Raw genomic sequence first — 24321 nt, 5'->3', positions numbered from 1 at the left:
CTAGCGGGCCGGCGTCTTCGATGCGCTCGCAACGACTCAAGCCAACATAACCCGTTTAGCGCTGCGTTAACCCGCCGTCAGCTTGCGGTACTGGGCCGCCGGCAAGATGTAGACCGGGCTGGCGGAAAGCGGCACGCGCGCGTTGCCGGAGCTATCGGTAGCCAAGGCCTGGACCCGGCCGACCACGTCCACCAGCACCCAGGCTTGTTTGGTGTCCAATGGCAACGGCCATTCTCCCTCGCCTTGCTCGCGCCAAACCATCAGGGTTTCGCCGAAATAACCGGCCTGAATATTGGCATCATACGTATCCACCGGCCGGTACGGCAGGCCGTCGATCAATGCGCCGGCGGTGTAAAGCGCCGCTTCGCCGGGTTTGTGGCCGAGCGAATAATCCCATAAGCGGCCGTATGCCAGATCGTATTCGTGGGCGATGCAGAAGGCCAGGCCCAGGTAATCGTTGCGGCTATTCGCCCAGGCGACGATCTTTGCCACCTGCTCGGCTTGCCAGCGCCGGCCGCTGAAGCCGTGCATGGCTTTGGCGCCGGTCTCGCCCAACCAGAACAGCAGTTTGTTGGTTTTTCCGAGGCGGGCATAAGCCGCCAGCACGCCGCGCTCGTCTTCCAACTCGCCGTTGCCGATCGGCCCGCCGAAACGCGGCGGCCGTTGCGGATAGGCGTGCACGTCCCAGGCATCCTGATAATTATCCAAGCCAAGTTGCAACACTTGCGTGAACCAGTCGCCCTCCCCCGGCCGCACCAGACTGCCGCCCAGGTAAAGGGCGTCGTTACGGGCTTTATGAACCGTCTCGTATTCCCATTTGGCCCGCTCCAGCCAATGCGCCGGGTCGCGCAATTTTTGCCATTCCGGCTCGCGGCGGATGTCGATCTCGTTTGTCGCTTTGAAGAAACGGGTATAAGCGGCCGCGGCGTTAACGAAGTTTCGGCCGTCTTCCGGCCGGTCGTTCAGCCAGTGGCTATCGCCGGACGAGTCGGCAAATACTTCCAGGCCGCGCTGTTTGGCTTGTTCCCATAACGGCCGATACTGTTCGGCGAAACCGGGGTAGCTGCCGAGGCTGCGAAAAATTCCCATCCGCTCCAGCCAAGCGAAGTAATCGCCGGCTTGGCGCAAGCTTTTGTCGCCGTCGGCGAAGGCGTAGTAATCGTTGTTCCAGATTTTCTTCCGCGCCAGGCGTTGCTGCTGGGCGGCGTTGCCGGCGACGACGCTAAAGCCGTCGGCCGGGTAATGCATGATCAAGCGGCCGTCTGCGGTATACAGAGACGGATAAACTGCATAGTAGCCCGGCTGTTTTAGTCGGCCGAAATCGGCAGCGAACCGGCCGGGGAACAGCCCGCGAATTTCCCGTTCGGCGATCGGTTTGCCGGCGTAGTCGACCAGCCGCAGGCGCAATTTTGCCGGGAAGCGCAGCAGCGGCGCGGCCAGTTGGGTTTCCTGCAAAATCGGCTGCCAGCGCAGATCGACACTCAGCTTGATCGGCTCGCCCGGATGCGGCAGATTGGCCGGCGCAGAGTTGAAAATCAGCGGCCTAAGTTTGGCGGCGATTTGGTTCAAGGCCAAATCGGCGCTGGGGTCAGCGGTTTGAGTGCGTAGGCCTTCGAGCGGCTGACCGCCGAAATCGGTGAACCGCCCGGCGAAGTAAAAGCGCTGGCCCTGATCGTGCTGCATCACCAGTTTCAGCAACAGGCTATGCCAGCCGGGCGCCAGGTTTAACGCAGCGACTTGCGGCGGTTGCGGCCGCTCGGGACTGGCGGTTGCCGGCAAGCCTTCGGCCGTCAAACCGTGCAACGTGGCCTGGGCTTGGCTACCGGCTGCTGGCGCCAATCCGGCCGGCGGCTCGGCAGCGTCCGCCAAGCTCAAAGCTTGCCCGTCCAGCCACGCTGCGGCTTGAATGCCGGATTGGCGCAAATGCAATTGCGCTTGCAGCGCACGCTCGGCATGCAGATACAACTGGGCATAGCCGGTACCGCGCGACCAGCCGTACGCGTGATCGGTGCCGGCCGCAATCGTAATTTCGGCGTTGGCCGCGGTAAGTGCCACCTGCCATTGGCGCAGTTTGCCGCCCATCATTTCCAAACTCGGATAGGTTTGTTCGGGATTGGGCCGCAATGCAGTTTCGGCATCCAAGCCAAACACTGACATGCCGGCCGGCCCGTCCTGTAGGCCGCCGACCAGCCAGACGGCCGGGACGCCGTTTTGCAACGGTGTTGGGGCCGGTGACGGCACGGCTAGCGGTGGCGGCATCCAGCCGATTCGGTCGGGTTCGGCTAGAAATTTTGCCACGCCGGCCGCGTCGGCCGGTTGGGTCAACACGCCCAGCACGGTATCGCGGTCATCGGTCGCGACCGCGGCCGGCAACGACGGCAGATTCAGTTGCCGCGCCAAGCTTTCTGCGGCCGGCCCGATCAGGTAACGCACCGGCGGGTCTTGCCAATCGGACCGAGCGGCGGCGGCAGCCAGACCGCGAAACAACTGCTCTCCCTGCTCGCCGCGACCGTCCAACACCAATAAGCGTTGCCGGCCTTTGCCGTCGGTGCGGGTTAAGGCCAAAAACCGGTTGCGGAGTCCGGCCTGTTCCGGCGTCATGTCTCCCGCCAGCGGCGTATCCAACTGCAACAAAAAGGCATCGAACACCTTGGCGCCGTCGGCTTTGCCGCTGTTTTCGATGGTCAGCCAGCGGTCGCCGGGTAGCAGCGTCACGCTGTCGGCGGCCGGCAGCCATTGGTATTGCCAAGGCGTGGCGTTGCTTGTGCTGAATTCGCCACGGGCCGCCAGTTCTTCGGGTTTGGCGCCGGCTTTGACGGTGAAACTTTGTTTGACTTGCGCCACCTCACCGCCGCTTTTGTAGCGAGCCCACAGCCGGTATTGGCCGGGTTGGCTGGTGGCGGGCAGCGGAAACTGGAAGCTGCCGCTCCAGTCGCCGAAACCGGAATGGAACAACAATACTTCGTCTTGCTCGACGGCCAATGCGCCGGTGTTGGCGCCGGCCTGCGCGGTGCCGGCGACAGCGTCGATATGGGCTGGCTTAGGCAACTCCAGCAGAGCCGGCGCCTTGCCCAATTCCAGCAATAAAGCCGGCCGCTCGGCACTGGCGGTTGTCGGCAATTCCGCCCAGGGCGAAGCCAACAAAAACGCATCGAACACCTTGGCGTCGTGGCCGGAGCCGCTGTTGCGAACTTCGATCATGCGGTCGCCGGCCTGGAGCCGAATCAGCTCGGCACTGCTTAACCAGGCATACTCCCAACCTTTGGGAACCAGTTGCACGCTGCCGCGCCGTTCCAGATGCGTAGCATCCGGACCGGCCCAAATTTCGAAAGTCTGCCGGCATACCGCCGGATCGCCGCCCTGGCGCCAACGCGCCCAGAAGCGAAAGCTTCCGTTGACCGGTCGATTCAAATCGAAACGAAACGCCGCCCGCCAATCGCCAAAGCCCGGATGCAGCACACCGACGGCGTCCGGCTCGACTTGCCAAGCGACGCCGGGCTCAGAATCCGGCAGGGCTCGGCCGGCAACGCTCAGCAGGTTGGCGGCAGCGCGGCTCGGTACAGTCGCCGCGCTACCGAGTTCGAGCAACAACATAGGCTGGCCGCCGGCGTTTACCAAGGGTAACGCGTCCGGCTCCTGGCCAAGCGCAAGGCTTTCGGCGGCAGCGGCCAAGCCGGCAGCAAACAGCGCGGCCGACGGCAGCCGCCAGCGGCCTCGATTCGAGCGGAATAGCCGACCGGGTAGGTAACGGCCGCCGGCCACGCCGTAGCGTGCGGTCGAAGCGGTGTTGGGGCAGGTGCGGCGAGTCGATGCGCCGGGCAAATCGGCGCCCGGTCGGAACAATAAAACCTTTCTAAAAAAAAGCGGAAAAGCCGATACGGCGGCGAGTAAGCGTAGAGCGGGCAGAACGGACTGAGGCATCGCAAATCCTTGTCGAATGGCAACCTCCGGGGCATGCCCCGGCACCTTAAACGTCCCTGTCAACGCCATGATATGACAATCCGTGACATTTTCCGACCAACGGAAACGGCTGCGCCGGTTTAACCGCTACCCGGAATTTTGCCGCGTCCGTCACGAATTTTGCCAGCCAAGCTATACTATTGCGGATTTACAGTCGCTGTTGCCACGGATGAAGTTCAAAAATCTGCTGTCCTTGAAGTCCCTGATCGTGCTGGGATTTGTCGTTGCCGTGATCCCGCTGTTCCTGGCCGTGATGTATGCTGCATTTGGTATGCGCGAGACCTCGGCCCTGGGCCGCACGGTGAATTCGCAAGTGTTCGAACAGACCAAAACCATCCGTCTGGTGCTGCAGCGGGCGTCCGACATCGAGCGCAAAGCCAAGCTGTTCGTGCTGCTATCCGACCCCGAATTGCGCCAGCCTTACGAACGGCAGTCCTACGAAACGGTAAGGGCATCGTTCAAACAGGCGCTGAGCGATTTGTTGAAACTGCAGGTCGATAACCGCATCGCGTTGCTGGTCAACGAATTGTCGGAAAAGGAAAACCTGATTTACCAGCAAATCATCGGTTCCGAAGGCGACAACAACCTGAAACTGCCGCTGGACGAGGCGTTTCAAGGTTTGCGCGAGTCGTCTTATACGCTGTCGCGCGAGTTCGAAAGCCACGTCGACCACGAATTCAACGAGCTGCGGCAAATGTCCGAATCGCTGGAGCAAGGCCTGTTGATCAAAGGCGCGGCACTGTTGGCGATATCGTCGGCGGCGATTGCGCTGTTGTTGCTGGTGATCTCGCGCTCGATGCGGCAATTGGACTCGTCGATTCGGCGCCTGGGCGCCGGCGAACTGGACGAGCCGGTTACCGTCCACGGCCCGTCCGATTTGGCCTTTCTCGGCAACCGCCTGGAATGGTTGCGTACCCGGCTGATGGAACTGGAGTCGTCGAAACAGCAATTCATGCACAACGTCGCCCACGAAATCGAAGCGCCGCTGGCCGGCATCCGTTACGGCGCCGAGCAAATGGCCGACGAGGCCGAATTGGACGGCAATTTGCGCCAGCAAGACATCGTCCGCAAGCTGGACGCCAACATCGACAAACTGCAAGCCGTTTCCGACGAATTGCTGCGCTACAGCAAACTGAGCAGCCAAAGCGAAACCAAACCCAAGCAGGCGCTGAACATGAAGGAACTGCTGGAGACGGTGGTCGCCGATTTTCAAGCGGCGCTCACGGCCAAAGCCATCGAAATGCGCATGTTGCTGCGGCCGGTACATATTTCCGGCAACGCCCAGCAACTGCGCGCCATCGTCGAGCAGTTGCTGGACAACGCCGTGAAATTTTCGCCGCCGAAAGGCGAAATCCGCATCATGCTGCGCGACTCCGGTACCCAGATGGAGCTGGAAGTTGAGGACGAAGGCCCCGGCATCCCGCTGGACGAACGCGCCCATGCCTTCGAGCCGTTCTACCGCGGCAAGGCCGCTCAGGCCGAAGGCATTCCGGAAGGGCCGGGCCTGGGACTGGCCATCGTCAAGGAATATGTCGCCAACCACCAGGGCAATGTCGAAATCATCGACGCCCGACAAGACCAACACGGCGCCCGCATCCGGGTGCAATTGCCGTTGAACGGGGAGATTTAAACCAACCATGACGCTTTTCAACCCGCGCCTGCTGCTGCCGGCGCCGCTGATCCTGTTATTCGCCGGCTGCGCCGAAGTCGATTCCAACGTGCGCCAGGGGCCGCCGGTGGCCGCCGCCGAGCCGACCGTCCATTCCGACTTCGAGGATTTGCTGGATTTCGGCGCCAATCTGGCGGCAATGAACGCCCAAGGCCGGAGCGAAACCTGCCGCGGCCTGGCGAAACACCATAAGGAAACCCCGGACAAAACCATAACCCTGCAATTGATGACCGGCCGCCTGTTGTCGGATGCCTGCGGCGACATTCCGAAAATCCTGGACGAACTGGCCGGCATCCCGCCGGAAAGCTACGCCGACGACCGTACCCGCCGGCTGGTGGCAATCCACACCGAAGCCTTGAAGCGGATCAATAGCGCGAACAAGAAAATCGCGTCGTTGGAGCGTAAGCAAAAATCGGTGCAGAACGTGCTGGATGCGAAGGAAACGGCCGGCTCGAAAAAAACCCCATCGCACCTGCTGCGGGAAAAACTGGAAGCGATCCGCTCGATGGAAAAACAATTGGACGAAACCGGCGACGCCAAGTAATAGCCATGTTTCGGTTTCGGCTGGCCATCGTCATGTTCGTTTCGTTCGGCTTCGTCCTTAGCTTGGGCGTGGCCCTCTATCTGGGCGCCGACGAAATGGCGCTACACTTCCAGCACAGCCAGACCGCTTACGAAACCTTCGACGATTACGAACAGCTATCGCAGGAAGCCTACCGCCATTTCAAACAGCGCATGGACCGGCTGATCACCGCGAATCCGAATTCGGAGACCGGCGTCGAATCGTCGAAGCAGCGGCTGCAGGCGGCGATCCAGGCGCTCAGGGAAACCGCAGTCAAGGAACCGGTGATCGGCGGCGAGGCTTGGGTCGACAAACCGGCCGAACTGGAACGCGTCGCGCATTTGACCGCCTTTCTGGAAGCCAGCGAATACCGCTTCGAAGAGGTGGAGCGTTTGCGTCTGCAAGGCAAGCTGGCCAACGCCGTGCAAGCGTTGACCAAGTTTACCGAAGAAGAAATCGACGGCAAATTTCAGCCGCTGATCGATGCCGCAATCGATGCCGAACGCGAAAAAGCCAAGCAAGCCAAACGCGAGCTGGAAAGCCTGGTCCGCCAGTCGCGGCTGACGGCGATTCTGGCTTCGGTGACCGCCGCGCTATTCAGCCTGATGTCCGGCATTCTGTTGATGCGCCGCTTCCGCCGGCCGATCCAGGCCTTGATGAAAGGCACCGACGAAATCGCCAGCGGCAATCTGGAATACCGGATCAAACTCGACACCCGCGACGAATTCGCTTATCTGGCCAGCCACTTCAACCAAATGGCGCAAGAACTCGAGGTGCAGCAGAACAAATTGCGCGAGAGCCGGGCAGTACTGGAACAACGGGTGGCGGAACGCACCTTGGAATTGAACCTGCTGAACGACGAACTGAAGCGGATGGACAAAGCCCGCCGCGAATTTTTGGCCGACATCAGCCACGAACTGCGCACGCCGATTACGGTAATCCGCGGCGAGGCCGAAGTCACCTTGCGCGGCGAAGACCGCTCCACCGAAGAATACAAAGACGCGCTGCAACGCATCGTCGAACTGGCGATGCAACTCGGCAAATACGTCAACGATTTGTTGTTTCTAGCTCGCGCCGAAACCGCCCATCTGCAATTCGAGTGGGGTAAGGTCGATCTGACAGAGTTGGTCGGCAATGCGGTCGAGGATTTTCAGGTCATGGCCGAGGAGCGTGCGCTGAGCGTATCGTTCGTGGGGCCGGAGCATCCGGTCTGGGTACGCGGCGATAAGCAGCGGTTAAGGCAGGTGCTTTTTATTTTGGGGGAAAATGCGTGCCGCTACTCAAATCCCGGCGGACATATTTCGGTAGCCTTATGGGTGCAGGGTAAGGAAGCGAGTTTCAGCCTTACCGACCGGGGGATCGGCATTCCCAGCGGGGATTTGGAACGCATTTTCGAACGCCACTTCCGCAGCGATAACGCGCAAAGTTCGCGCGACGAAGGCTCCGGCCTGGGCCTGCCGATGGCAAAATCGATTACCAAGGCGCACGGCGGTCGCGTCGCGGTGGAGAGCCGGGAAAACTCGGGCTCGACCTTTACCGTGACCTTACCGCTGCTGCCGAGCACATAGGACTAACCAGACATGAGCGACAAATACACAGCATCCGGCAATCTGAGCGGCATCGGCTACATGCGCGTGCTGTTGGTGGAAGACGACGAACGCATCGTCGATTTCGTCCAGCGCGGTTTGAAGGCGGAAGGTTATTCCGTGGAAGTGGCCCGCAGCGGCCAGGAAGCCATCACGTTGGGCGGCGAAGGTTCGTTCCAGGTGATCGTGCTGGACTTAGGCCTGCCCGATATGAACGGCCGCCAGATTTGCGAACGCCTGCGCGGCAGCGGCGTCGACACGCCGGTATTGATGCTGACCGCCCGCGACACGGTGCAGGACAAGGTTTCCGGCCTGCGCGCCGGCGCCGACGACTACATGACCAAACCGTTTGCCTTCGAGGAGTTGCTGGCACGGATCGAAGTGCTGCTCCGCCGCCGCGGCGGCGAAATCAAGCCTGAAGCCAAGGAGCTGCGCATCGCCGACCTGGTGTTGAACGGCGAAACCCACGAAGTGCGGCGCGGCGATAACCCGATCGAGCTGACGCCGAAGGAATTCGCACTGCTGGAGTGCTTCATGCGCATGCCCGGCAAAGTGCTGAGCCGCACCCGGATATTGGAGCAGGTCTGGGGCTACAGCGCCGACCCGCTGACCAACGTGGTCGACGTATACATCCGCCAGTTGCGCCGTAAAATCGACGACGATTACGAACAAAAGCTGCTGAAAACGGTGCGCGGTTTCGGCTACAAACTGGAAGCCCCCTAAGCCCGGCCTGCCACCGGCCGGGACGCAGACCGGCCGGGCCGAATTGTCTATAATCCGCGGTACCTGAAATTCGCGGCTTATCGCATGCAACTCACCTTACTCGACTCCGACCATCCCGAGCAGGCATTTCCGCCGCTGCACAAGGCGCTGAAAGAACCGAACGGCCTGCTCGCCTTCGGCGGCTGCCTGTCGCCGAAACGCATCGTCAATGCTTACCGCCACGGCGCGTTTCCTTGGTTCAATCCGGGCGAGCCCATCCTGTGGTGGTCGCCGGACCCGCGTCTGGTGCTGTTTCCGGAACATTTGCAAGTCTCGCGCAGCCTGGCCAAAACCCTGCGCAAAGGCCGGTTCGAGATCCGCTACGATACTGCTTTCAAAGAAGTGATTGCCGCCTGCGCCGCACCGCGCAGCGACAGCGGCGGTACTTGGATCACCGACGACATGCGCCGGGCTTACCAGACCCTGCACCATCTCGGCATCGCCCATAGTTGCGAGGCCTGGCGCGACGGCAAACTGGCCGGCGGCCTGTACGGCCTGGCCATCGGCCAGGTCTTCTTCGGCGAGTCGATGTTCCACCGCGAAACCGACGCCTCGAAAGTCGCGTTCGTCAATCTGGTCGAACGCTTAAACGCTTGGGGTTACCGCTTGATCGATTGCCAGGTGCGCAGCGAACATTTGCTCAGCCTCGGCGCCGAAGAAATCCCGCGCCAACGCTTCGCCGAATTGCTGGAACGGCTTTGTACCCAAGCGCCTGCGGCCGAGGCCTGGCGCTAATGAGCAGCTTGCCGATCTGGCTGGACGGCGCACGCGCCTGCGGTTACCTGCCCGACCGTCAGGCCCGCTCAGGCTTCGTGCATCCGTCGGTGGCGATGACGCCGCAACTCTACTCGCAACTGATCGCACTGGGCTTCCGCCGCAGCGGCGATTACGTTTACAAACCCTATTGCCCATCCTGCCAAGCCTGCATACCGACCCGGCTGCCGGTCGCGTCGTTCAAGCCGGACCGCAAGCAAAAGCGTTGCCGCAAGCGGAACGCCGACACCCGCAGCGTCATCAGACCGGCCGAATTCGATCCGCGCCATTTCGACTTATACCGGCGTTACCTGGCGGCTCGCCACGACAATCCGGACAAGGAGCCGGTCTCGGCGGAAGACTATCTGAATTTTCTCGGTAGCCGCTGGTGCGATACCCGCTTCGTCGAGTTTTTGATCGGCGGCCGCTTAGCTGCGGTTGCGGTGGTGGATATCGTCGACGACGGCCTGTCGGCGGTCTATACCTTCTTCGATCCCGAGTTCGCCGAGTTCAGCCCCGGCGTTTATGCGGTTTTGTGGCAAATCGAAACCGCCGCGCAATGGGGCTTGCCTTACCTTTATCTGGGGTTTTGGATCGAAGACTGTCGTAAAATGCGCTACAAAATCGAATATCAGCCGCTGCTCGGCTTGGTCGGCGACCGGTGGCAACCCCTTTCAAACCATACATTCAACGAGGAATAAGCAGTGCCGAAAGCCAACGAACTGAAACTGGGAACCGCGATCGAAATCAACGGCGAGCCGTACGTGGTCAAACATATCGATGTGCGTAATCCCACCTCGCGCGGCGCAACGACGCTGTACAAAATCCGCTTCAACCACATGAAAACCAAGCAGAAGCTGGACGAAACCTTCAAAAGCGACGACATGCTGAAAGCAGCCGATTGCTCGCGTTGCAACGTGCAGTTCTCCTACCAGGACGGCGACACTTACTACTTCATGAACAGCGAGACTTACGACCAATACGCGCTGTCCGCCGAGGATTTGGAAGGCCAAACCCTATACCTGACCGACGGCCTGGACGGCATCATCATGCTGTTGATGGAGGACTCGCCGCTCGGCATCCAGTTACCGACCACGGTGACATTGCAGATCGTCGAAACCCCGCCGGCGATGAAAGGCTCCAGCGCCACCAAGCGTACCAAGACCGCCAAACTCACCACCGGCCTGGAAGTGCAAATTCCCGAATACATCGAGTCCGGCGAACTGATCAAGATCAACACCGAAACCGGCGAATTCTCCTCCAGGGCTTGAGCGCGCCGATCCAGATCAGGCCACAACGTTTCTGACGCATTGCCGGGCGTAGGCGTTGATCGGCACGTTGCTGGCCATATACTGGTTAAACAATTCGTTGATCGTAACCGGATTCAAATAGGCATAAATGCCACAGCCGGTTATGGCAATGAATTGCCGGCTCAGGGTTTCGATGAACACAATCCGCAGATTGTTGATTTCGTTAACTTGATGCATAGTTTCCATGACACTCTCCCGAGGCTGTTGATCGAACTCGACCAAGTAAATGCATTAGTTGCGCCAGCAAAAAAACACCTATAAAAATCAAAACCATAATTCCTGAGCGGCATTTTCCACAGCCCATTCCGTGACGACCTGGCGTCACGGCTTACGGCATTTCGTACCGGCGCGTTTCCCGCTTCGACCAGGAACAGCCGTCGCCATTTTTCGGCACCGAAAGATTCGGCTTAAACTCGGCGACGTTAGCCTGCAATTGAAGCGTGGATTAAGAGTAACGGCCGAGTTCGCGATTGTCGGTGGCGCACACCACTACCATTCGGTGATTTGTTTCACAGTGGTCCGGCAGAATTCGGCTGCGCCTGCGGCGGTCGCCAAGCGATAGCGGTGGCTGCAAATATTTCCTTACCGCCGCAGTTGAGCACCACCGGGCAATGCAGTATAGTGCCGCGGCATGAATATTCGGCCGATGTTTCCCGCACCCACAGCAAGCCGCACACCGGCTGCCAGCCGCTTGCCGTCCGGGCTGCCCCTAAGACTGCTGCCCTGAGGGGCGTGCAATCTTCTTTATCAAGTAAAATCACCCTTTTCCGTATCCTCGGCCCAAGGCCGAACGTTTCATGAACGGAGTTCTCATGAAAGACCAATTGATTATTTTCGATACCACGTTGCGCGACGGCGAACAAAGCCCCGGCGCGTCGATGACCCGCGACGAAAAAGTCCGCATCGCCCGCGCTTTGGAGCGGATGAAAGTCGACGTGATCGAAGCCGGCTTCCCGGCCGCCAGCCAGGGCGATTTCGAGGCGGTGCAAGCCGTCGCCGACGCGATCAAGGACAGCACGGTTTGCGGCTTGGCCCGTGCCTTGGATAAGGATATCGACCGCGCCGGCGAAGCCCTAAAAGGCGCCAACAGCTCGCGCATCCACACCTTCATCGCCACTTCGCCTATTCATATGGCGAAGAAGCTGAACATGCAGCCGGACCAAGTCATCGAGTACGCCGTGCGTGCCGTCAAACACGCCCGCCAGTACACCGACAATGTCGAGTTTTCGCCGGAAGACGCCGGCCGCTCGGAAGAGGATTTCTTGTGCCGGATTTTGGAAGCCGTCATCGACGCCGGAGCGACTACGCTGAACATCCCCGACACCGTCGGTTACAGCATGCCGCAACAGTTTGGCGCCACCATCGCCAATTTGATCCAGCGTATCCCCAACTCGGACAAGGCCATTTTCTCGGTGCATTGCCATAACGACTTGGGCTTGGCGGTCGCCAACTCGTTGGCGGCGGTGATGAACGGCGCTCGCCAGGTCGAATGCACGATCAACGGCTTGGGCGAACGGGCCGGCAACGCCTCGTTGGAAGAAGTGGTGATGGCGATCCGTACCCGCCAGGACTTTTTCCAGTGCGACACCCGGTTGGATACCCGTGAGATCGTCACCTGCTCGAAACTGGTGTCGTCGATCACCGGCTTTCCGGTGCAACCGAACAAGGCCATAGTCGGCGCCAACGCCTTCGCTCACGAGTCCGGCATCCATCAGGACGGCGTCCTTAAGAACCGCGAGACTTACGAAATTATGCGCGCCGAGGACGTGGGCTGGACCACCAACCGCATGGTGTTGGGCAAGCATTCCGGCCGTAACGCTTTCAAGACGCGGATGGCGGAATTGGGCGTGGAGTTCGCCGGCGAAGCCGACTTGAACGATGCCTTCTACCGCTTTAAACAACTGGCCGACAAAAAGCACGAGATTTTCGACGAAGACTTGCAGGCCCTGATTTCCGAGCAAAGTTTCGAAGCCGAGGACGAGCACATCAAACTGGTGGCGCTGAAAGTGTGCTCCGAAACCGGCGAAGTACCGAACGCCACCGTGACCATCCTGGTGGACGGTAAGGAAATGACCGGCAGCGCCAGCGGCGGCGGCGCGGTCGATGCCAGCCTGAAGGCCATCGAAAGCTTGGTGCAAACCGGCGCGACCCTGGCCTTATATTCGGTCAATAACATCACCACCGGCACCGATTCGCAAGGCGAAGTGACGATCAGGCTGGAAATGGCCGGCCGCATCGTCAACGGTTCCGGCGCCGACACCGACATCGTCATCGCCTCGGCCAAGGCTTACATCAACGCGGTCAACAAGCTGCAAAGCCCGGATCAGCGCCAGCATCCGCAAAAGGGCGACGTCTAAAGCTACCGATGGAAGAATCGGTTCGCTTGCAATATCTGGAGGCGATGGGCATCGATGTCTGGGTTCCCCGGCATCCGCCCGTCGTCACCGAGCAAGCGGTTGCAGCCCCCGTAGGGTGGGCATCGCAAAGCGAAGCCCACCACTCAGAGGCCCCCGATAACGAAGCCGCGCCAACACCGGAACATCCGGCCACAGACGAAACTGCCGTCAATCGCCAGCACGCCGAACCGGCAGCGCAGACCGCCGCACCCGGCTCGTCTTGCATATCCGAAAGCGATGCCTTCGCGCCATTGCCGCACCACCCCAAGTCCCACACCGACGACCAGGCCTGGAAAGACCTGCAACACCAAGTCGCAATCTGCCGCGCCTGCTCGCTATGCGAAACCCGCACCCAGACCGTGTTCGGCGTCGGCAACAAGCATGCGACTTGGATGCTGATCGGCGAAGCGCCAGGTCGCGACGAAGATTTGCAAGGCGAACCTTTCGTCGGCCGCGCCGGCCAGTTGTTGAACGAAATGATCCGCGCCATCGGCCTGCGCCGCGAGCAGGTCTACATCGCCAACATGCTGAAATGCCGGCCGCCCAACAACCGCGACCCGCAAGCCGGCGAAGTCGATGCCTGCCACGGCTTTTTGAAACGCCAGATCGAACTGATCCAGCCCAAGCTGATTGTGGCTGTCGGCCGCATCGCCGCTCAAAACCTGCTAAAAACCCAACAACCCTTGTCGCGGCTGCGCGGCATCCGCCACGAACTGGAAGGCGTTCCGCTGACAGTGGTGCACCACCCCGCTTATCTGTTACGCTCGCTGCCGGAAAAAGCCAAGGCCTGGGAAGACCTGCAATTTGCTCTGTCCGTTTACCAATCATTACAACTATAACAACGATGTGGAAACTGCTACATAAACTGAAATCAGCCATGGTTTACGACGCCGACCGCGAGTTTTACTCCAAAGTATTCCCGGATTCGGTGGAACCGCGCGACCTGCTGCGCTTGCGCAAAATGGACCACTCCGACCTGCCCGGCGTGATGGCGATCGAAACCGTCAACTACGAATTTCCCTGGACGGAAGGCGTGTTCAAGGATTGCTTCCGGGCCATGAATTACACCAACTGGATTTGCGAAGCGCCCGACGAGACCATCGCCGGTTACGCCATTATTTCGGTCGTGGCCGGCGAAGCCCACATCATGAACATCAGCGTCAACCCGGCCTTTCAACGCCAGGGCGTCGGCCGTAAAATGCTGGAACATTTGATCGAATACGCCCGCCCCCGCGCCGAAACCCTTTACCTGGAAGTTCGGCCCAGCAACCCCGGCGCGATTCATCTTTACCGCAGCAGCGGCTTCCGCGAAATCGGCATCCGCAAGAATTACTATCCGGCCAAGAACGGCAAGGAAGACGCGCTCATGTTCGCGTTGGACTTGGTGCCGATGCTTTGAGCCTCGCCCCGGCCCTATCCTAAAACTATAACCACAGGAGACCCGCTATGGCATTCCCCAAACGTTTGGAATACGGCGGCCACGCCCTGGTCTGGTCCGGCGACTGGTCCGCCGCAGGCGCCCGCAAAGCCATCGCCGGCGCCGCCCGCGCCGGTTACGACTACATCGAAATCGCCCTGCTCGACCCGTGGCAAATCGACGTCGCCCTGACCAAGGATTTGTTGCAGGAATACAATCTGCGCGCCCACGCCTCGCTGGGTTTGTCGGCCGCCACCGACGTCACCAGCACCGACCCGGCCATCGTTGCCAAAGGCGACGAACTGCTGCGCAAGGCCACCGACGTACTTTACGCCCTCGGCGGCAGCGAGCTGTGCGGCGTGATTTATTGCGCGCTGGGCAAATACCCCGGCCCGGCTTCCCGAGAAAACCGCGCCAATTCGGTGGCGGCGATGCAGCGCTTGGCCGACTATGCCGCCGACAAAGGCATCAACATCGATCTGGAAGTGGTCAACCGCTACGAAACCAACATCATGAACACCGGCTTGGAAGGTCTGGCCTTCCTGGACGAGGTCAATCGGCCCAACGCCTTCCTGCATCTGGATACCTACCACATGAACATCGAGGAAAACGGCATGGCCAAATCGGTACTGGCCGCCGGCGACCGGCTCGGATACGTCCATATCGGCGAAAGCCACCGCGGCTACCTGGGTACCGGCAATGTCGATTTCGCCAGCTTCTTCGCCGCCCTGAAACAAATCGATTACCGCGGCCCGATCACCTTCGAATCGTTTTCGTCGGAAATCGTCGATCCGAAACTGTCCAACACCCTCTGCGTCTGGCGCAACCTGTGGCACGACTCCGACGATCTGGCCGGCAAAGCATTGGAATTCATCAAACAACGCTATTAAGCCATGAAACAGGCCATCGTCTACCTGCACGGCTTCAACTCGGCGTCGCTGGATTTGCACGGCAAGCTATTGACCGCCAAAGAAAAACTGGCCGTGCTGCAAGCCTTCTGCACCGAACGCGGCGTACTGCTGTACGCGCCGAATCTGGATTACCGCGATTTCCAAGGCCTGATCGAAGACCTGTTATTCGAATGGAACCAACTGCTGGACCAAGGCTACGACGTGGTGTTCATGGGCTCGTCGATGGGCGGCTTCAGCAGCGAATACCTGGCCTATAAAACCGGGGCCAGGGCCATCATGATTAACCCCGCCGTCAAACCCAGCACGTTACTGCCGCAATTCATCGGCGTCACCGCCAACTTCGAAACCGGCGAACCCTACGACTGGCAGCAAAGCCACTGTGACCAATATGCGAAATACGAGCAAGAACTGGCCGCGAACCGGCAAAAACTGGATTTGACGCTGCTGCTGGACTTGGGCGACGAGCTGCTGGACTCAGCCGCCACCCGCGACCTTTACCAAGCCAAAGCCCGCGTGGTTTGCTTCGAGGGCGGCTCGCACGGCTTCGAACACATGCGCGAGGCCTTGCCGTTGGTTGAGCGGGTGTTGTTTGGTGAAACGGGGGATTTTGTTTCCCGATTGAATTGAGCCGGCGGTTTTTGCCTCCGCGCGGCGGTATTCAATTCGGTTGTCGACGACGATTTAAATCAAGCCATTAACTTTATGGTGCACTGCGCTGTCGACAGCGTTGATCGCGTGCGAACTGTGACTTTTTCTTATGCCCCACAAGGAACTTTCTCATGGCTTTTATCAGCGGGTAAATTGTGATCAAGACGATGTTGTGATTTTGCGCCTGCGATGGGCTGTTGGTTCCTATGGCAATAAAAAATTCAACCACTTAAATTGCAACTGCCGGAGTAGTTATAGGACAAATAAGCAGGACTGTAAGACATCAAAAGCACTATATATTTCGTTACCTGCGTTTCAAGAAACTGTTTTTGCGAGGGCGCTCATTGCCCAAGTATTTACAATACTTACTGCTGGGGGAATCAATGCTTGATCATCGGAAGCCGCCAAACAAGTTAGTCAATCGGACACTCAAAAAATGCGTTTCCCCCCTGCGCGCTCCGGCGCCGGTTACGTGCAACACTAACCAACAGTAGTTATCGTCATGGCTGAGCAAATACCCAAGAATCCAAACTGGCATGTGAGCCAGGCTGACCACTTCAAGTCGATGTTTGATTATTTGAAGCATGTCTCCACTCTGGCAACAGGCTCGATCCTATTAATCGCAACGCTGCTTGAAAAGTTATTCAAGGAGCCGCTCCATTCTTGGTGTGTTGGGTTAGCGGTTGCAGCATTGTTCTTAAGTTTAGTGGCTTCGATGGCCTCTTACACCGTTATGGTCATGAATTTTCCGCGAAATGATCGAGAGTTCAGTCAGAGCAGCCTTTCAAGTGTAGAGAAAATCGCATTTGGAGGAGGAATTCTAATAACTTGGGCCTCATTCCTCGTCGGTATCGGCGCCATGGTCTTCTTCTTCCTAGGTAATTGGTATGGCCGTTCGTGACGGGAATACAACTACCCTATCAAAGCGCTAACAAAAAGAGGGGGCAGCTCTTGCAATGCAGCAAGCTCTATCGGTGGACAAATTGCCCACACCTCTATGACAAAGAATAGATAAATGCCGGAAACGCTACGCTTATTCCGGCCTACCGTGAAATCGGGATAGTTTTCTTCCTCTGATGCCTCGCCGAGCACCAAGGGTTTTTGGCGAGAATTGCCCGACAGGGGAACGGCATGGAGAGCCTACCCCGCTGTTTCAGGCATGCCGCTCGTTTTCAGAGGGCTAGGACAGCCCTTCCGAAAACCCTCGCCAAAATCGTCGGCGCGCAGACATCAAGCGACATGTGGTGTCGTTTGTTTTGGATACTTTTCTTTCGCCTGCATGGATGCCGGAGCAATTGCCGAGTACAAGCCAAGAAAAATTATCTCGGCCGTCGGGCCGAGACCCGACTTAAAAACTCGTCGCGACAGCGACAGATTATCAAACTCCAACGGTGGGCAAATTTGCCCATCCTACGCCAATAGCTCAACCGCGCCTTACGACGCCGTTGCCGCCATCAACACCAAAGAATCCCCGTTCTGCTCGATCCGAAAATATTTCAAGGTATTCATGCCGACCAGCACTTCATCCAAATGGCGGTTGATATGGGCGTCCAGATTGCGCAGTTCCAGGTTGCCGAGCTTCAGGCTGGCGATACGGGTTTGGTAGTCGGTGACGAGGCCGCCTGCGGTCTCGGCTTGCACTGCGCCGCCGCGAGGTAAGCCGGCCGCGACTGCGTATTTTTCCGGAATCGAGGTTTTGGTGGCGCCGGTATCGATCATGAACGGCATCGGCACATTATTGATCGATAAAGTACCGCGAAAATGGCCTTGGCTGTCGGCCTTGATTCTGACGGTACCGGCCGGTCTGCCGCTGCCGTCCGCCGCAGACAATAAGACTTCAGGTAGCGGATGTTTGGCGGCGGCTTGCTTTGCCAGCAAAGCGTCCGCGCCGTACCACAGCCCGGCCAAAGCCGCCAAAGGCATCAGCAGATAACGCAATGTCCCTGCCGAACCGGCTCTGGCCGGCGGCGCAGATTGTTGCCGGGCCTGGTTGCGCAGCTTCTCCCGGTAATAATCCCGATCTTCGATTCCCATCGCCCTACCCTCTCCTTACAAACAAAAAAGCCCCCGCCGTTCGGCGGGGGCTTGTGTCGGTTATGCCGGATTATGCCGCTCCGGCGTTAACGCTAGCGGCCGGATCAATCGTCGCCGCCGAACACACCCAGGATTTGCAGCAAGCTGACGAACAAGTTGTAAATCGATACGTACAACGATACCGTCGCCAAAATGTAGTTGGTTTCGCCGCCGTGAATGATCTCACTGGTTTGGAACAGGATCATGCCGGACATCAACAGGATGAACATGGCCGATACCGCCAACGACAAGGCCGGCACCGAGAACAGGACCGCAGCCAAACCGGCGAAGAACGCGACCAGCACGCCGACCATCAGGAAGCCGGCCATGAAGCTGAAATCCTTACGGGTGGTCAAGGCATAGCCGGACAAACCGAGGAAAATCACGCCGGTACCGCCCAGCGCGGTCATGATCAATTGGTGGCCGTTGCTGAAGGCATGCAGATACATGTTCAAGATCGGGCCCAGGGTCATGCCCATGAAACCGGTCAAGGCAAATACCCACAACAGGCCCCAGGCGCTGTTGCTGAAACGGGTGGTTAAAAACAGCAAACCGAAATAACCCACCATGCTGACGATCATGCCTGGATGCGGCAGATTCAATGCCATGGACAAGCCGGCAGTCGCCGCGCTGAACAACAGCGTCATCGCCAACAACAAGTAAGTGTTTCTCAAAACCTTATTGGTCGCCAGTACCCCGGCTTCCGATCGGGTGGTTGCAGTTGATAATCTCATGGTCAAATGTCCTTTGAAAGTTACGAACGAAGCTGTGACCGCGCAAATGCGCGGGAGTTTCCCGCCATTGTCGGTGCCGTCTGCTAGTATACCTAAACAAAATACAGCGACGAGGTTAATTCAAGCATGAGCACGACGCCCTACGACTTGATCGGCGGCGAAACCGGCATCAGACGGCTGGTGGACAAATTCTACTTTTATATGGATATCCTGCCGCAGGCCAAGGGCATCCGCGCCATGCACGCGCCCAATCTGGCGTCGGCGAAAGACAAACTGTTCAAATTTCTGTCGGGCTGGCTGGGCGGCCCCAATCTGTTTATCGAAGAATTCGGCCATCCGATGCTGCGCGCCCGCCATTTCCCGTTCGCCATCGGCGAAGCGGAACGCGACCAGTGGATGTTGTGCATGAACAAGGCACTGGACGAAGTCACGATGGATGCGCGGCTACGCGAGAACATCCGCAACGCCTTGCAGCAATTGGCTACGCATATGATCAACCAAGAAACCACGGAAAGCTAAACGACATGTCGTTATCCAAACAATTGCTAATTCTGATCTCGGCGCTGTTTCTGATGATTTTCAGCGTCAACTTCGCCCTCAGCGTCAACAACATCAAGGATTATTTGGAAGGCGAAGCCAAGAACCACGCCCAGGATACCGCGACCTCGCTGGGCCTGTCGCTGAGCCCGTACATGACCAACGACAAGGACCCGGTCATAGAAACCATGATGAAGGCGATTTTCGACATGGGCTATTACAAGGAAATTCGGTTGGTCGACGCCGATAACAAGGAATTGGTGGCGCTGGTCAGCGACAAGGCGGTGGCAGGCGTGCCGGACTGGTTTATGGATCTGCTGCCGATGACCTCGGCCACCGCCGAAAGCGAAATCAGCTCCGGCTGGAATCTGAGCGGCGTGATCTACGTTACCGTCAATTCCGGCTACGGCTATCTAAAGCTCTACGAACAGGCCAAATCCGGCTTTTATTATTCGCTGGCAGCATTCCTGATTTCGATAGGCCTGCTGGCGTTGACCTTGCGCTTTACGTTGGCCTCGCTGTCGCGGATCGACCAACTGGCCCGGCAGATCAGCGACGGCCAATTCGACAGCATCGCCGAACTGCCCTGGACCCGCGAAGTGCGTAACGTGGCGCTGTCGATGAACACCATGTCGCAGAAGATCAAAACCACCATCGCCGGCCTGCACGGCAAGCTGGACAGCATGGGCGCCAGTCTGTTGCGCGACGATCTGACCGGACTCTACAAAAAATCTGTGTTCGAGACCGACATCAAGCAATTGGCCTTGGAAGAAACCGAGGCGTTTATCCTGTTGATCAAAATCGACGGCTTGCTGGAGCTGGTCAAAGAGTTGGACAGCGATGCCATCGACGGCTTCATCAAAGCCTTCGCCACGACGCTGGAGCAAGTCGCCGCCGCAGCCGGCAACGATACCGGCAAGGCCTACCGCTTCTACGGCGCCGAATTCGCGCTGCTGGTGAAAACCGGGGACCGAAACCAGATCGAGTTGTTGGCCAAAACCCTGAGCAACCGCTTCAGCGAACTGGGCGAGCAATACCAAAAGGCCGACTTGGCCCACATCGGCGTGGTGCCGTTCAACCCGCTGACCACCAGCGACAGCATGCTGGAAGCCGCGCACGAGGCCTACGAACAAGCCCATTTGATCGGCGCCAACAGTTATTTCATCCGCAGCAGCGACAATTTCGCCCGCGACATCGCCACCTGGAAGGAACTGGTGTTCGATTGCGTGGACAATAACGCGTATTCGCTGTGGTACATCGGCCCGATCCACGGCATGAAAAACGGGGAACTGATGATGGAGGAAGCCTTCATTCAAGTCCACGACAAACAAGGCGATCTGGTGGCGATCGGCCCGTTTATTTCGATTGCCGAAAAATTCGCCAAAATCGTCGATCTGGACAAAGGCGTAATCGGCATGGTGATCGACCATATTCTGCATAGCCACGTCGAGCATGCGATTGCCGTCAACGTCTCGACCCGCACCATCAAAAACAGCGACTTCCGGGTCTGGCTGGAAAAACTGATTCAACGCAACTCCGCCGCGGCGAAATACCTGGTGTTCAGTTTGTCGGCCTACGCCGTGGTCAAGGACATCGAGGCCTACCAAGCCTTCATCGAGGTGGTGCACCAGTGCGGCGCCAGAGTCATGATCAAACGCTTCGAAACCCAATCGATGTCGGCCGAGCTGGTCAAACAACTGAAACCGGACTACATCCGCCTGGCGCGCGACATCGGCAACGGCATCGCCGAATCGGCGCAAACCCTCGCCTTCGTGCAGACCATCGCCGAAATGGCGGCCTTGCTGGACATTTCGATACTGGCGGAAAACGTGCAAGCCGATTCCGACTTTGCCGCCTTGCGCGGCATAGGTATCGCCGGTGCCAGCCGTTAATACCGGCCGCTCCCACCTCGCCGCACTCGCCGTTTTTGCCGCTAGCCTGTGCTGCGGCATAGCCCTGGCCGGCAGCCTGTTATTCGACCGGGAATTGCTGGACAAGGTCGGCACCAAATACGGCGCGGCGGCCCGGCAGCGCTTCGCCGATTGGCAGAATCTGATCGAAACCGGCAAAGACTGGCCGGACGCTGAGAAACTGCGCCGGGTCAACGATTTCTTCAACCGTAACGTCGACTTCGTCGACGATATCGTGCTGTGGAACAAAGTCGATTATTGGGCGACGCCGACCGAATTTCTGGCCAAGGGCGCCGGCGATTGCGAGGACTACTCAATCGCCAAATATTTCACGCTGGTGGAAATGGGCGTCGACGAAAGCAAGCTGCGCATCACCTACGTCAAGGCCTTGGAACTGAACCAGGCCCACATGGTATTGACCTACTTCGAATCGATGCGCGCGCCGCCGTTGGTACTGGACAACCTGAAGCCGGCGATACTGCCGGCTACCCAACGCAGCGACCTGCAACCGGTCTACAGCTTCAACGGTACCGGTTTGTGGCTTGCCAAAAGCCGGGGTTCCGGGCAACATGTCGGCGGTTCGGACCGGTTAAGCCTGTGGACCGAGCTAAAATCGAGAATGTTGGAATCGCCTTTTTGAACGCCCCAAGTTATACCCTACGCCGCAGCAGCCGCGCCAAACATACCCGCATCGTCGTCAAAGCCGGCCAAATCGAAGTCGTCGCCCCGCCGAAAGTTTCGGAACGCAACATTCACAGCTTCGTGCTGGCGCAACGGGATTGGATCGAATCGGCCTTGCGCCGGGTCGCCGCGAAAACCCGCGAGGTGCCGGCGCTGGCCCCGGCCAGTTACCATGACGGCGTCGCTATCCCCTATCTCGGCCGCCAGTTGCCGCTGCGCATCGAAACCACCCGCAACAAAACCCCGCGCCTGGATTTGCACGACGACGCCTGGTTTTGCGCCAAATTGCCGGCCGGCATCGACGCCGGCCAGCACTCCGAACTGGTCCGCCAAACCTTGATCCGCTGGATGAAAAGCCAGGCCCGCCAGCATGCGCAACTATTCATCGACCGCCATGCGCCGCGCCACGGCCTCTACCCGCGCAGCATCCGCATCAAAACCCAGAAAAGCCGCTGGGGCAGTTGCGGTCCGGACAACGATATCAATCTGAATTGGCTGTTGCTGCTGGCGCCGCCGGCGGCTTTGGAGTACGTAGTGGTACACGAGTTATGCCATATCCGCCACAAGAACCATTCCGCCGCGTTTTGGGACTTGGTCGCGGAACACGTGCCGGACTTCCGCCAGCGCCGCTTGTGGTTGAAGCAGCACGGCGCCAGTTTGATGCAAGGTTTGTGATGCGCAAAAAGGATTGGGCGTTTTATCTGTTTGCCGCTCTGTTCATTTTCGCCGGCCAATTTCTGGCGCATCGGGATTTGGTGACCGGCACGCCGCCGCCAATAACGCAAACTACGTTGAACGGCGAGGCGGCGCTAAAAAACCTGGGTATGCGTCCGGGCTTGATTTATTTCTGGGCGGAATGGTGCGGGGTTTGCCGCAGCATGCAGAACTCGGTGACGCAGGTCGGCAAAGACCATCCGCTGGCGACCGTCGCGATACGGTCCGGCGACGACGCCAAACTGGAAAGCTATCTGCGGGAAAAAAATCTGTCTTGGCCGGTCGTCAACGATAACGGCGGCGACATCGGCCAGCGTTACGGCGTCAAAGCCGTGCCGGCCTTGTTTTTTACCGACCGCAGCGGCGACATCGTCTTCGCCACGGCCGGTTACACCTCGGAATGGGGCATCAGAGCCCGGTTGTGGCTGGCGAGTTGGATTTAGCTTGTATTAAAAGCAGAGAAGCTCAGGAGAAATTGCCCAGCGCCGACAGTTCGCGTTCCAGCAGCTCGCTATCGCCCAGATTCAATTCCACCAGGCGCCGCAGCAAGGAAATGCTGTCGATATCGATATGCGCGCAACGGAATCCGGCTTGATTGCCCTGGACATGGGTAGCGACGATTTCCATCCGGATCGCCGCTTCGGCCGACAACTCGAACTTCAGTTGGTAAGGTTGGTCGCCGATTCCGGCCAGCGGTTCCGCCAATTCCAGCAAACAGCCGCGCAACGACAGGTCGATGATCCGGCAGCTCTGCGCCACGCCTTCGGCCGACACCAATTGCGCATCGGCATGGTAGAAAATCCGGTGAAACCGGCGTTTTTCTTCGTTTTTTTCGCTCATGCGCTCAATCCAGGAAAAATTGCATGGAAGTGCGGTCGACGACGACCACGTCGTTGTTCTGCAATTGCACGGTGCGGTCGCCCAGGGGTTCGTTGTTCACCGAAAGCCCGTCGTGGCCCTGCAAGGCCGACAAATAGTAGCCGTCCTTGCGCCGGGCGATGACGATGATGCCGGCGCCTTCGTGGCCGAGCCGGGTCATGGCTTTTTTCAACGGCAGGATGCGGCCGATGTGGACGCCGTTTAGCACTTGCAAACTGGCATCGCGGGATTTTAGCGTTTCTTCGAGTTTTTCGTTCAAGGCCTGAACGTCGGCGTCGACCGAATTACTCAACGTATTGACCAACACCTTTTCGGAAAACTCGTCGGTGGTGTTGTAAACGATGTAGTGTTTGCCAATGTTGATGATGTCGTTGTTTTGCAAATGCCATTCCTTGGTCGGCTGGTTGTTTACCAGCAGCGGAAATTTTTCGTTCATTTGCTTCATCACGCAACTGCCGTCTTTGATCACGACCACGGCATGCGCCGGCGCCACGGCCAAGCTGTCCACCACCAAATCGTTGGTGTCGTCGCGGCCGATACGCACGATCCCGGAATCAAAAACACCTGTATGGATTGCTTTATCTTTGAAGTAAACGGTAAATTTCGCCATCGCTGTTGTGTTGGTAATTCCCTGCGCCCGGCTAGTAGTATAGCCACTAAAGCCAAGCTTGCAGATAATCGATATTAAATTGCAAGCTTGGCACGACGGCGAAACCGGGTGCCGCCGCCCAGATATTAATCCGGCCGCAAAATCGCCGGGTAAAGTTGCTCGCGCTATCGCCGTCCTGGTTTAGAATTTAGCAAACAGCCATCCGCAAC

24 protein-coding genes are annotated in these 24321 nt (G+C 58.6%); 18 read left to right on the top strand and 6 right to left on the bottom strand.

Annotated features, from left to right (window positions below; translation table 11 throughout):
* Positions 1 to 66: 66 nt before the first annotated feature.
* Complete coding sequence (locus tag VXJ35_RS05940; protein ID WP_408953929.1) at positions 67 to 3843, bottom strand: hypothetical protein; 3777 nt, start codon at positions 3841 to 3843, stop codon at positions 67 to 69.
* Positions 3844 to 4129: 286 nt separating this feature from the next.
* On the opposite strand from VXJ35_RS05940, the gene VXJ35_RS05935 reads away from it, so the two are divergent.
* The 7 genes from VXJ35_RS05935 to yeiP all read left to right on the top strand — a co-directional run bounded on the left by VXJ35_RS05935 (position 4130) and on the right by yeiP (position 10563).
* Positions 4130 to 5590, top strand: a complete 1461-nt coding sequence (locus tag VXJ35_RS05935) for an ATP-binding protein (RefSeq protein WP_064023391.1) — start codon at positions 4130 to 4132, stop codon at positions 5588 to 5590.
* 7 nt (positions 5591 to 5597) lie between these two features.
* On the top strand, positions 5598 to 6173 hold the full coding sequence (locus VXJ35_RS05930; protein ID WP_064020862.1) for a hypothetical protein: 576 nt from the start codon (positions 5598 to 5600) through the stop codon (positions 6171 to 6173).
* A 5-nt stretch (positions 6174 to 6178) separates the two neighbouring features.
* On the top strand, positions 6179 to 7759 hold the full coding sequence (locus tag VXJ35_RS05925; RefSeq protein ID WP_064020861.1) for an ATP-binding protein: 1581 nt from the start codon (positions 6179 to 6181) through the stop codon (positions 7757 to 7759).
* 12 nt (positions 7760 to 7771) lie between these two features.
* A complete protein-coding gene (locus VXJ35_RS05920; protein WP_231879360.1) occupies positions 7772 to 8500 on the top strand; it encodes a response regulator transcription factor in 729 nt (242 codons plus the stop codon).
* A gap of 84 nt (positions 8501 to 8584) precedes the next feature.
* Positions 8585 to 9274, top strand: coding sequence for a leucyl/phenylalanyl-tRNA--protein transferase (gene aat / locus VXJ35_RS05915; RefSeq protein ID WP_064020860.1), 690 nt, complete (start codon positions 8585 to 8587; stop codon positions 9272 to 9274).
* Positions 9274 to 9993 carry an arginyltransferase gene (locus VXJ35_RS05910; RefSeq protein ID WP_064020859.1) on the top strand — a complete coding sequence of 240 codons (720 nt, stop codon included), beginning with the start codon at positions 9274 to 9276 and terminating at the stop codon, positions 9991 to 9993. The genes aat and VXJ35_RS05910 overlap by 1 nt, the downstream gene beginning before the upstream one ends.
* Before the next feature lie 3 nt (positions 9994 to 9996).
* Positions 9997 to 10563 (top strand): elongation factor P-like protein YeiP, encoded by a 567-nt coding sequence (gene yeiP / locus VXJ35_RS05905; RefSeq protein WP_054762133.1) that lies wholly within the window; start codon positions 9997 to 9999, stop codon positions 10561 to 10563.
* A gap of 15 nt (positions 10564 to 10578) precedes the next feature.
* On the opposite strand, the gene VXJ35_RS05900 is transcribed toward yeiP, so the two are convergent.
* Entirely contained in the window at positions 10579 to 10788 is a 210-nt protein-coding gene (locus VXJ35_RS05900) for a hypothetical protein (protein ID WP_064020858.1), read from the bottom strand.
* Positions 10789 to 11414: 626 nt separating this feature from the next.
* On the opposite strand from VXJ35_RS05900, the gene VXJ35_RS05895 reads away from it, so the two are divergent.
* The 6 genes from VXJ35_RS05895 (at position 11415) to VXJ35_RS05870 (ending at position 16875) form a co-directional block, all read left to right on the top strand.
* Positions 11415 to 12959 (top strand): 2-isopropylmalate synthase, encoded by a 1545-nt coding sequence (locus VXJ35_RS05895; RefSeq protein ID WP_064020857.1) that lies wholly within the window; start codon positions 11415 to 11417, stop codon positions 12957 to 12959.
* A gap of 8 nt (positions 12960 to 12967) precedes the next feature.
* The gene (locus tag VXJ35_RS05890; protein ID WP_064020856.1) at positions 12968 to 13837 is read left to right on the top strand and encodes a uracil-DNA glycosylase; all 870 of its coding nucleotides are present in this window, start codon (positions 12968 to 12970) and stop codon (positions 13835 to 13837) included.
* Positions 13838 to 13842: 5 nt separating this feature from the next.
* Entirely contained in the window at positions 13843 to 14397 is a 555-nt protein-coding gene (gene rimI / locus VXJ35_RS05885; RefSeq protein WP_054762129.1) for a ribosomal protein S18-alanine N-acetyltransferase, read from the top strand.
* 47 nt (positions 14398 to 14444) lie between these two features.
* Complete coding sequence (locus VXJ35_RS05880) at positions 14445 to 15305, top strand: sugar phosphate isomerase/epimerase family protein (RefSeq protein WP_064020855.1); 861 nt, start codon at positions 14445 to 14447, stop codon at positions 15303 to 15305.
* A 3-nt stretch (positions 15306 to 15308) separates the two neighbouring features.
* Entirely contained in the window at positions 15309 to 15953 is a 645-nt protein-coding gene (locus VXJ35_RS05875; RefSeq protein WP_064020854.1) for a YqiA/YcfP family alpha/beta fold hydrolase, read from the top strand.
* A 523-nt stretch (positions 15954 to 16476) separates the two neighbouring features.
* On the top strand, positions 16477 to 16875 hold the full coding sequence (locus VXJ35_RS05870) for a hypothetical protein (protein ID WP_064020853.1): 399 nt from the start codon (positions 16477 to 16479) through the stop codon (positions 16873 to 16875).
* 533 nt (positions 16876 to 17408) lie between these two features.
* Here VXJ35_RS05870 and VXJ35_RS05865 read toward each other — a convergent pair.
* Positions 17409 to 18008, bottom strand: coding sequence for a TIGR02281 family clan AA aspartic protease (locus VXJ35_RS05865; protein WP_064020852.1), 600 nt, complete (start codon positions 18006 to 18008; stop codon positions 17409 to 17411).
* A 104-nt stretch (positions 18009 to 18112) separates the two neighbouring features.
* Positions 18113 to 18781 (bottom strand): Bax inhibitor-1/YccA family protein, encoded by a 669-nt coding sequence (locus VXJ35_RS05860; RefSeq protein WP_064020851.1) that lies wholly within the window; start codon positions 18779 to 18781, stop codon positions 18113 to 18115.
* Positions 18782 to 18907: 126 nt separating this feature from the next.
* On the opposite strand from VXJ35_RS05860, the gene VXJ35_RS05855 reads away from it, so the two are divergent.
* From VXJ35_RS05855 to VXJ35_RS05835, 5 genes are read left to right on the top strand one after another with little or no spacing between them, the layout of a single operon-like run.
* Positions 18908 to 19300, top strand: coding sequence for a group II truncated hemoglobin (locus tag VXJ35_RS05855; RefSeq protein WP_064020850.1), 393 nt, complete (start codon positions 18908 to 18910; stop codon positions 19298 to 19300).
* A 5-nt stretch (positions 19301 to 19305) separates the two neighbouring features.
* Positions 19306 to 21210, top strand: a complete 1905-nt coding sequence (locus VXJ35_RS05850; RefSeq protein WP_064020849.1) for a LapD/MoxY N-terminal periplasmic domain-containing protein — start codon at positions 19306 to 19308, stop codon at positions 21208 to 21210.
* Positions 21197 to 21868 (top strand): transglutaminase-like cysteine peptidase, encoded by a 672-nt coding sequence (locus tag VXJ35_RS05845; protein WP_231879359.1) that lies wholly within the window; start codon positions 21197 to 21199, stop codon positions 21866 to 21868. The genes VXJ35_RS05850 and VXJ35_RS05845 overlap by 14 nt, the downstream gene beginning before the upstream one ends.
* Positions 21865 to 22584, top strand: a complete 720-nt coding sequence (locus VXJ35_RS05840; protein ID WP_064020848.1) for a M48 family metallopeptidase — start codon at positions 21865 to 21867, stop codon at positions 22582 to 22584. Before VXJ35_RS05845 ends, VXJ35_RS05840 begins: the two co-directional genes overlap by 4 nt.
* A complete protein-coding gene (locus VXJ35_RS05835) occupies positions 22584 to 23066 on the top strand; it encodes a protein disulfide oxidoreductase (RefSeq protein ID WP_064020847.1) in 483 nt (160 codons plus the stop codon). Before VXJ35_RS05840 ends, VXJ35_RS05835 begins: the two co-directional genes overlap by 1 nt.
* A gap of 22 nt (positions 23067 to 23088) precedes the next feature.
* Here the strand turns inward: VXJ35_RS05835 and VXJ35_RS05830 are convergent, their stop codons facing one another.
* Positions 23089 to 23463 carry a PilZ domain-containing protein gene (locus VXJ35_RS05830; RefSeq protein ID WP_064020846.1) on the bottom strand — a complete coding sequence of 125 codons (375 nt, stop codon included), beginning with the start codon at positions 23461 to 23463 and terminating at the stop codon, positions 23089 to 23091.
* A 4-nt stretch (positions 23464 to 23467) separates the two neighbouring features.
* On the bottom strand, positions 23468 to 24112 hold the full coding sequence (locus VXJ35_RS05825; RefSeq protein WP_064020845.1) for an FHA domain-containing protein: 645 nt from the start codon (positions 24110 to 24112) through the stop codon (positions 23468 to 23470).
* Between the last annotated feature and the right edge of the window lie 209 nt (positions 24113 to 24321).

This window comes from Methylomonas sp. DH-1 (genome assembly GCF_046097555.1).
GTDB classification, from domain to species: domain Bacteria; phylum Pseudomonadota; class Gammaproteobacteria; order Methylococcales; family Methylomonadaceae; genus Methylomonas; species Methylomonas koyamae.
Note: the sequence above shows the minus strand (reverse complement) of the source record. Positions and strands in the feature narration are given on the sequence as shown.

Excerpts from the sequence above, each read along its gene's own strand:
- VXJ35_RS05935 (WP_064023391.1), top strand. The coding sequence starts at position 4,130 with ATGAAGTTCAAAAATCTGCTGTCCTTGAAGTCCCTGATCGTGCTGGGA.
- VXJ35_RS05930 (WP_064020862.1), top strand. The coding sequence starts at position 5,598 with ATGACGCTTTTCAACCCGCGCCTGCTGCTGCCGGCGCCGCTGATCCTG.
- VXJ35_RS05925 (WP_064020861.1), top strand. The coding sequence starts at position 6,179 with ATGTTTCGGTTTCGGCTGGCCATCGTCATGTTCGTTTCGTTCGGCTTC.
- VXJ35_RS05920 (WP_231879360.1), top strand. The coding sequence starts at position 7,772 with ATGAGCGACAAATACACAGCATCCGGCAATCTGAGCGGCATCGGCTAC.
- aat (WP_064020860.1), top strand. The coding sequence starts at position 8,585 with ATGCAACTCACCTTACTCGACTCCGACCATCCCGAGCAGGCATTTCCG.
- VXJ35_RS05910 (WP_064020859.1), top strand. The coding sequence starts at position 9,274 with ATGAGCAGCTTGCCGATCTGGCTGGACGGCGCACGCGCCTGCGGTTAC.
- VXJ35_RS05900 (WP_064020858.1), bottom strand. The coding sequence starts at position 10,788 with ATGGAAACTATGCATCAAGTTAACGAAATCAACAATCTGCGGATTGTG.
- VXJ35_RS05895 (WP_064020857.1), top strand. The coding sequence starts at position 11,415 with ATGAAAGACCAATTGATTATTTTCGATACCACGTTGCGCGACGGCGAA.
- VXJ35_RS05890 (WP_064020856.1), top strand. The coding sequence starts at position 12,968 with ATGGAAGAATCGGTTCGCTTGCAATATCTGGAGGCGATGGGCATCGAT.
- rimI (WP_054762129.1), top strand. The coding sequence starts at position 13,843 with ATGTGGAAACTGCTACATAAACTGAAATCAGCCATGGTTTACGACGCC.
- VXJ35_RS05880 (WP_064020855.1), top strand. The coding sequence starts at position 14,445 with ATGGCATTCCCCAAACGTTTGGAATACGGCGGCCACGCCCTGGTCTGG.
- VXJ35_RS05875 (WP_064020854.1), top strand. The coding sequence starts at position 15,309 with ATGAAACAGGCCATCGTCTACCTGCACGGCTTCAACTCGGCGTCGCTG.
- VXJ35_RS05870 (WP_064020853.1), top strand. The coding sequence starts at position 16,477 with ATGGCTGAGCAAATACCCAAGAATCCAAACTGGCATGTGAGCCAGGCT.
- VXJ35_RS05865 (WP_064020852.1), bottom strand. The coding sequence starts at position 18,008 with ATGGGAATCGAAGATCGGGATTATTACCGGGAGAAGCTGCGCAACCAG.
- VXJ35_RS05860 (WP_064020851.1), bottom strand. The coding sequence starts at position 18,781 with ATGAGATTATCAACTGCAACCACCCGATCGGAAGCCGGGGTACTGGCG.
- VXJ35_RS05855 (WP_064020850.1), top strand. The coding sequence starts at position 18,908 with ATGAGCACGACGCCCTACGACTTGATCGGCGGCGAAACCGGCATCAGA.
- VXJ35_RS05850 (WP_064020849.1), top strand. The coding sequence starts at position 19,306 with ATGTCGTTATCCAAACAATTGCTAATTCTGATCTCGGCGCTGTTTCTG.
- VXJ35_RS05835 (WP_064020847.1), top strand. The coding sequence starts at position 22,584 with ATGCGCAAAAAGGATTGGGCGTTTTATCTGTTTGCCGCTCTGTTCATT.
- VXJ35_RS05830 (WP_064020846.1), bottom strand. The coding sequence starts at position 23,463 with ATGAGCGAAAAAAACGAAGAAAAACGCCGGTTTCACCGGATTTTCTAC.
- VXJ35_RS05825 (WP_064020845.1), bottom strand. The coding sequence starts at position 24,112 with ATGGCGAAATTTACCGTTTACTTCAAAGATAAAGCAATCCATACAGGT.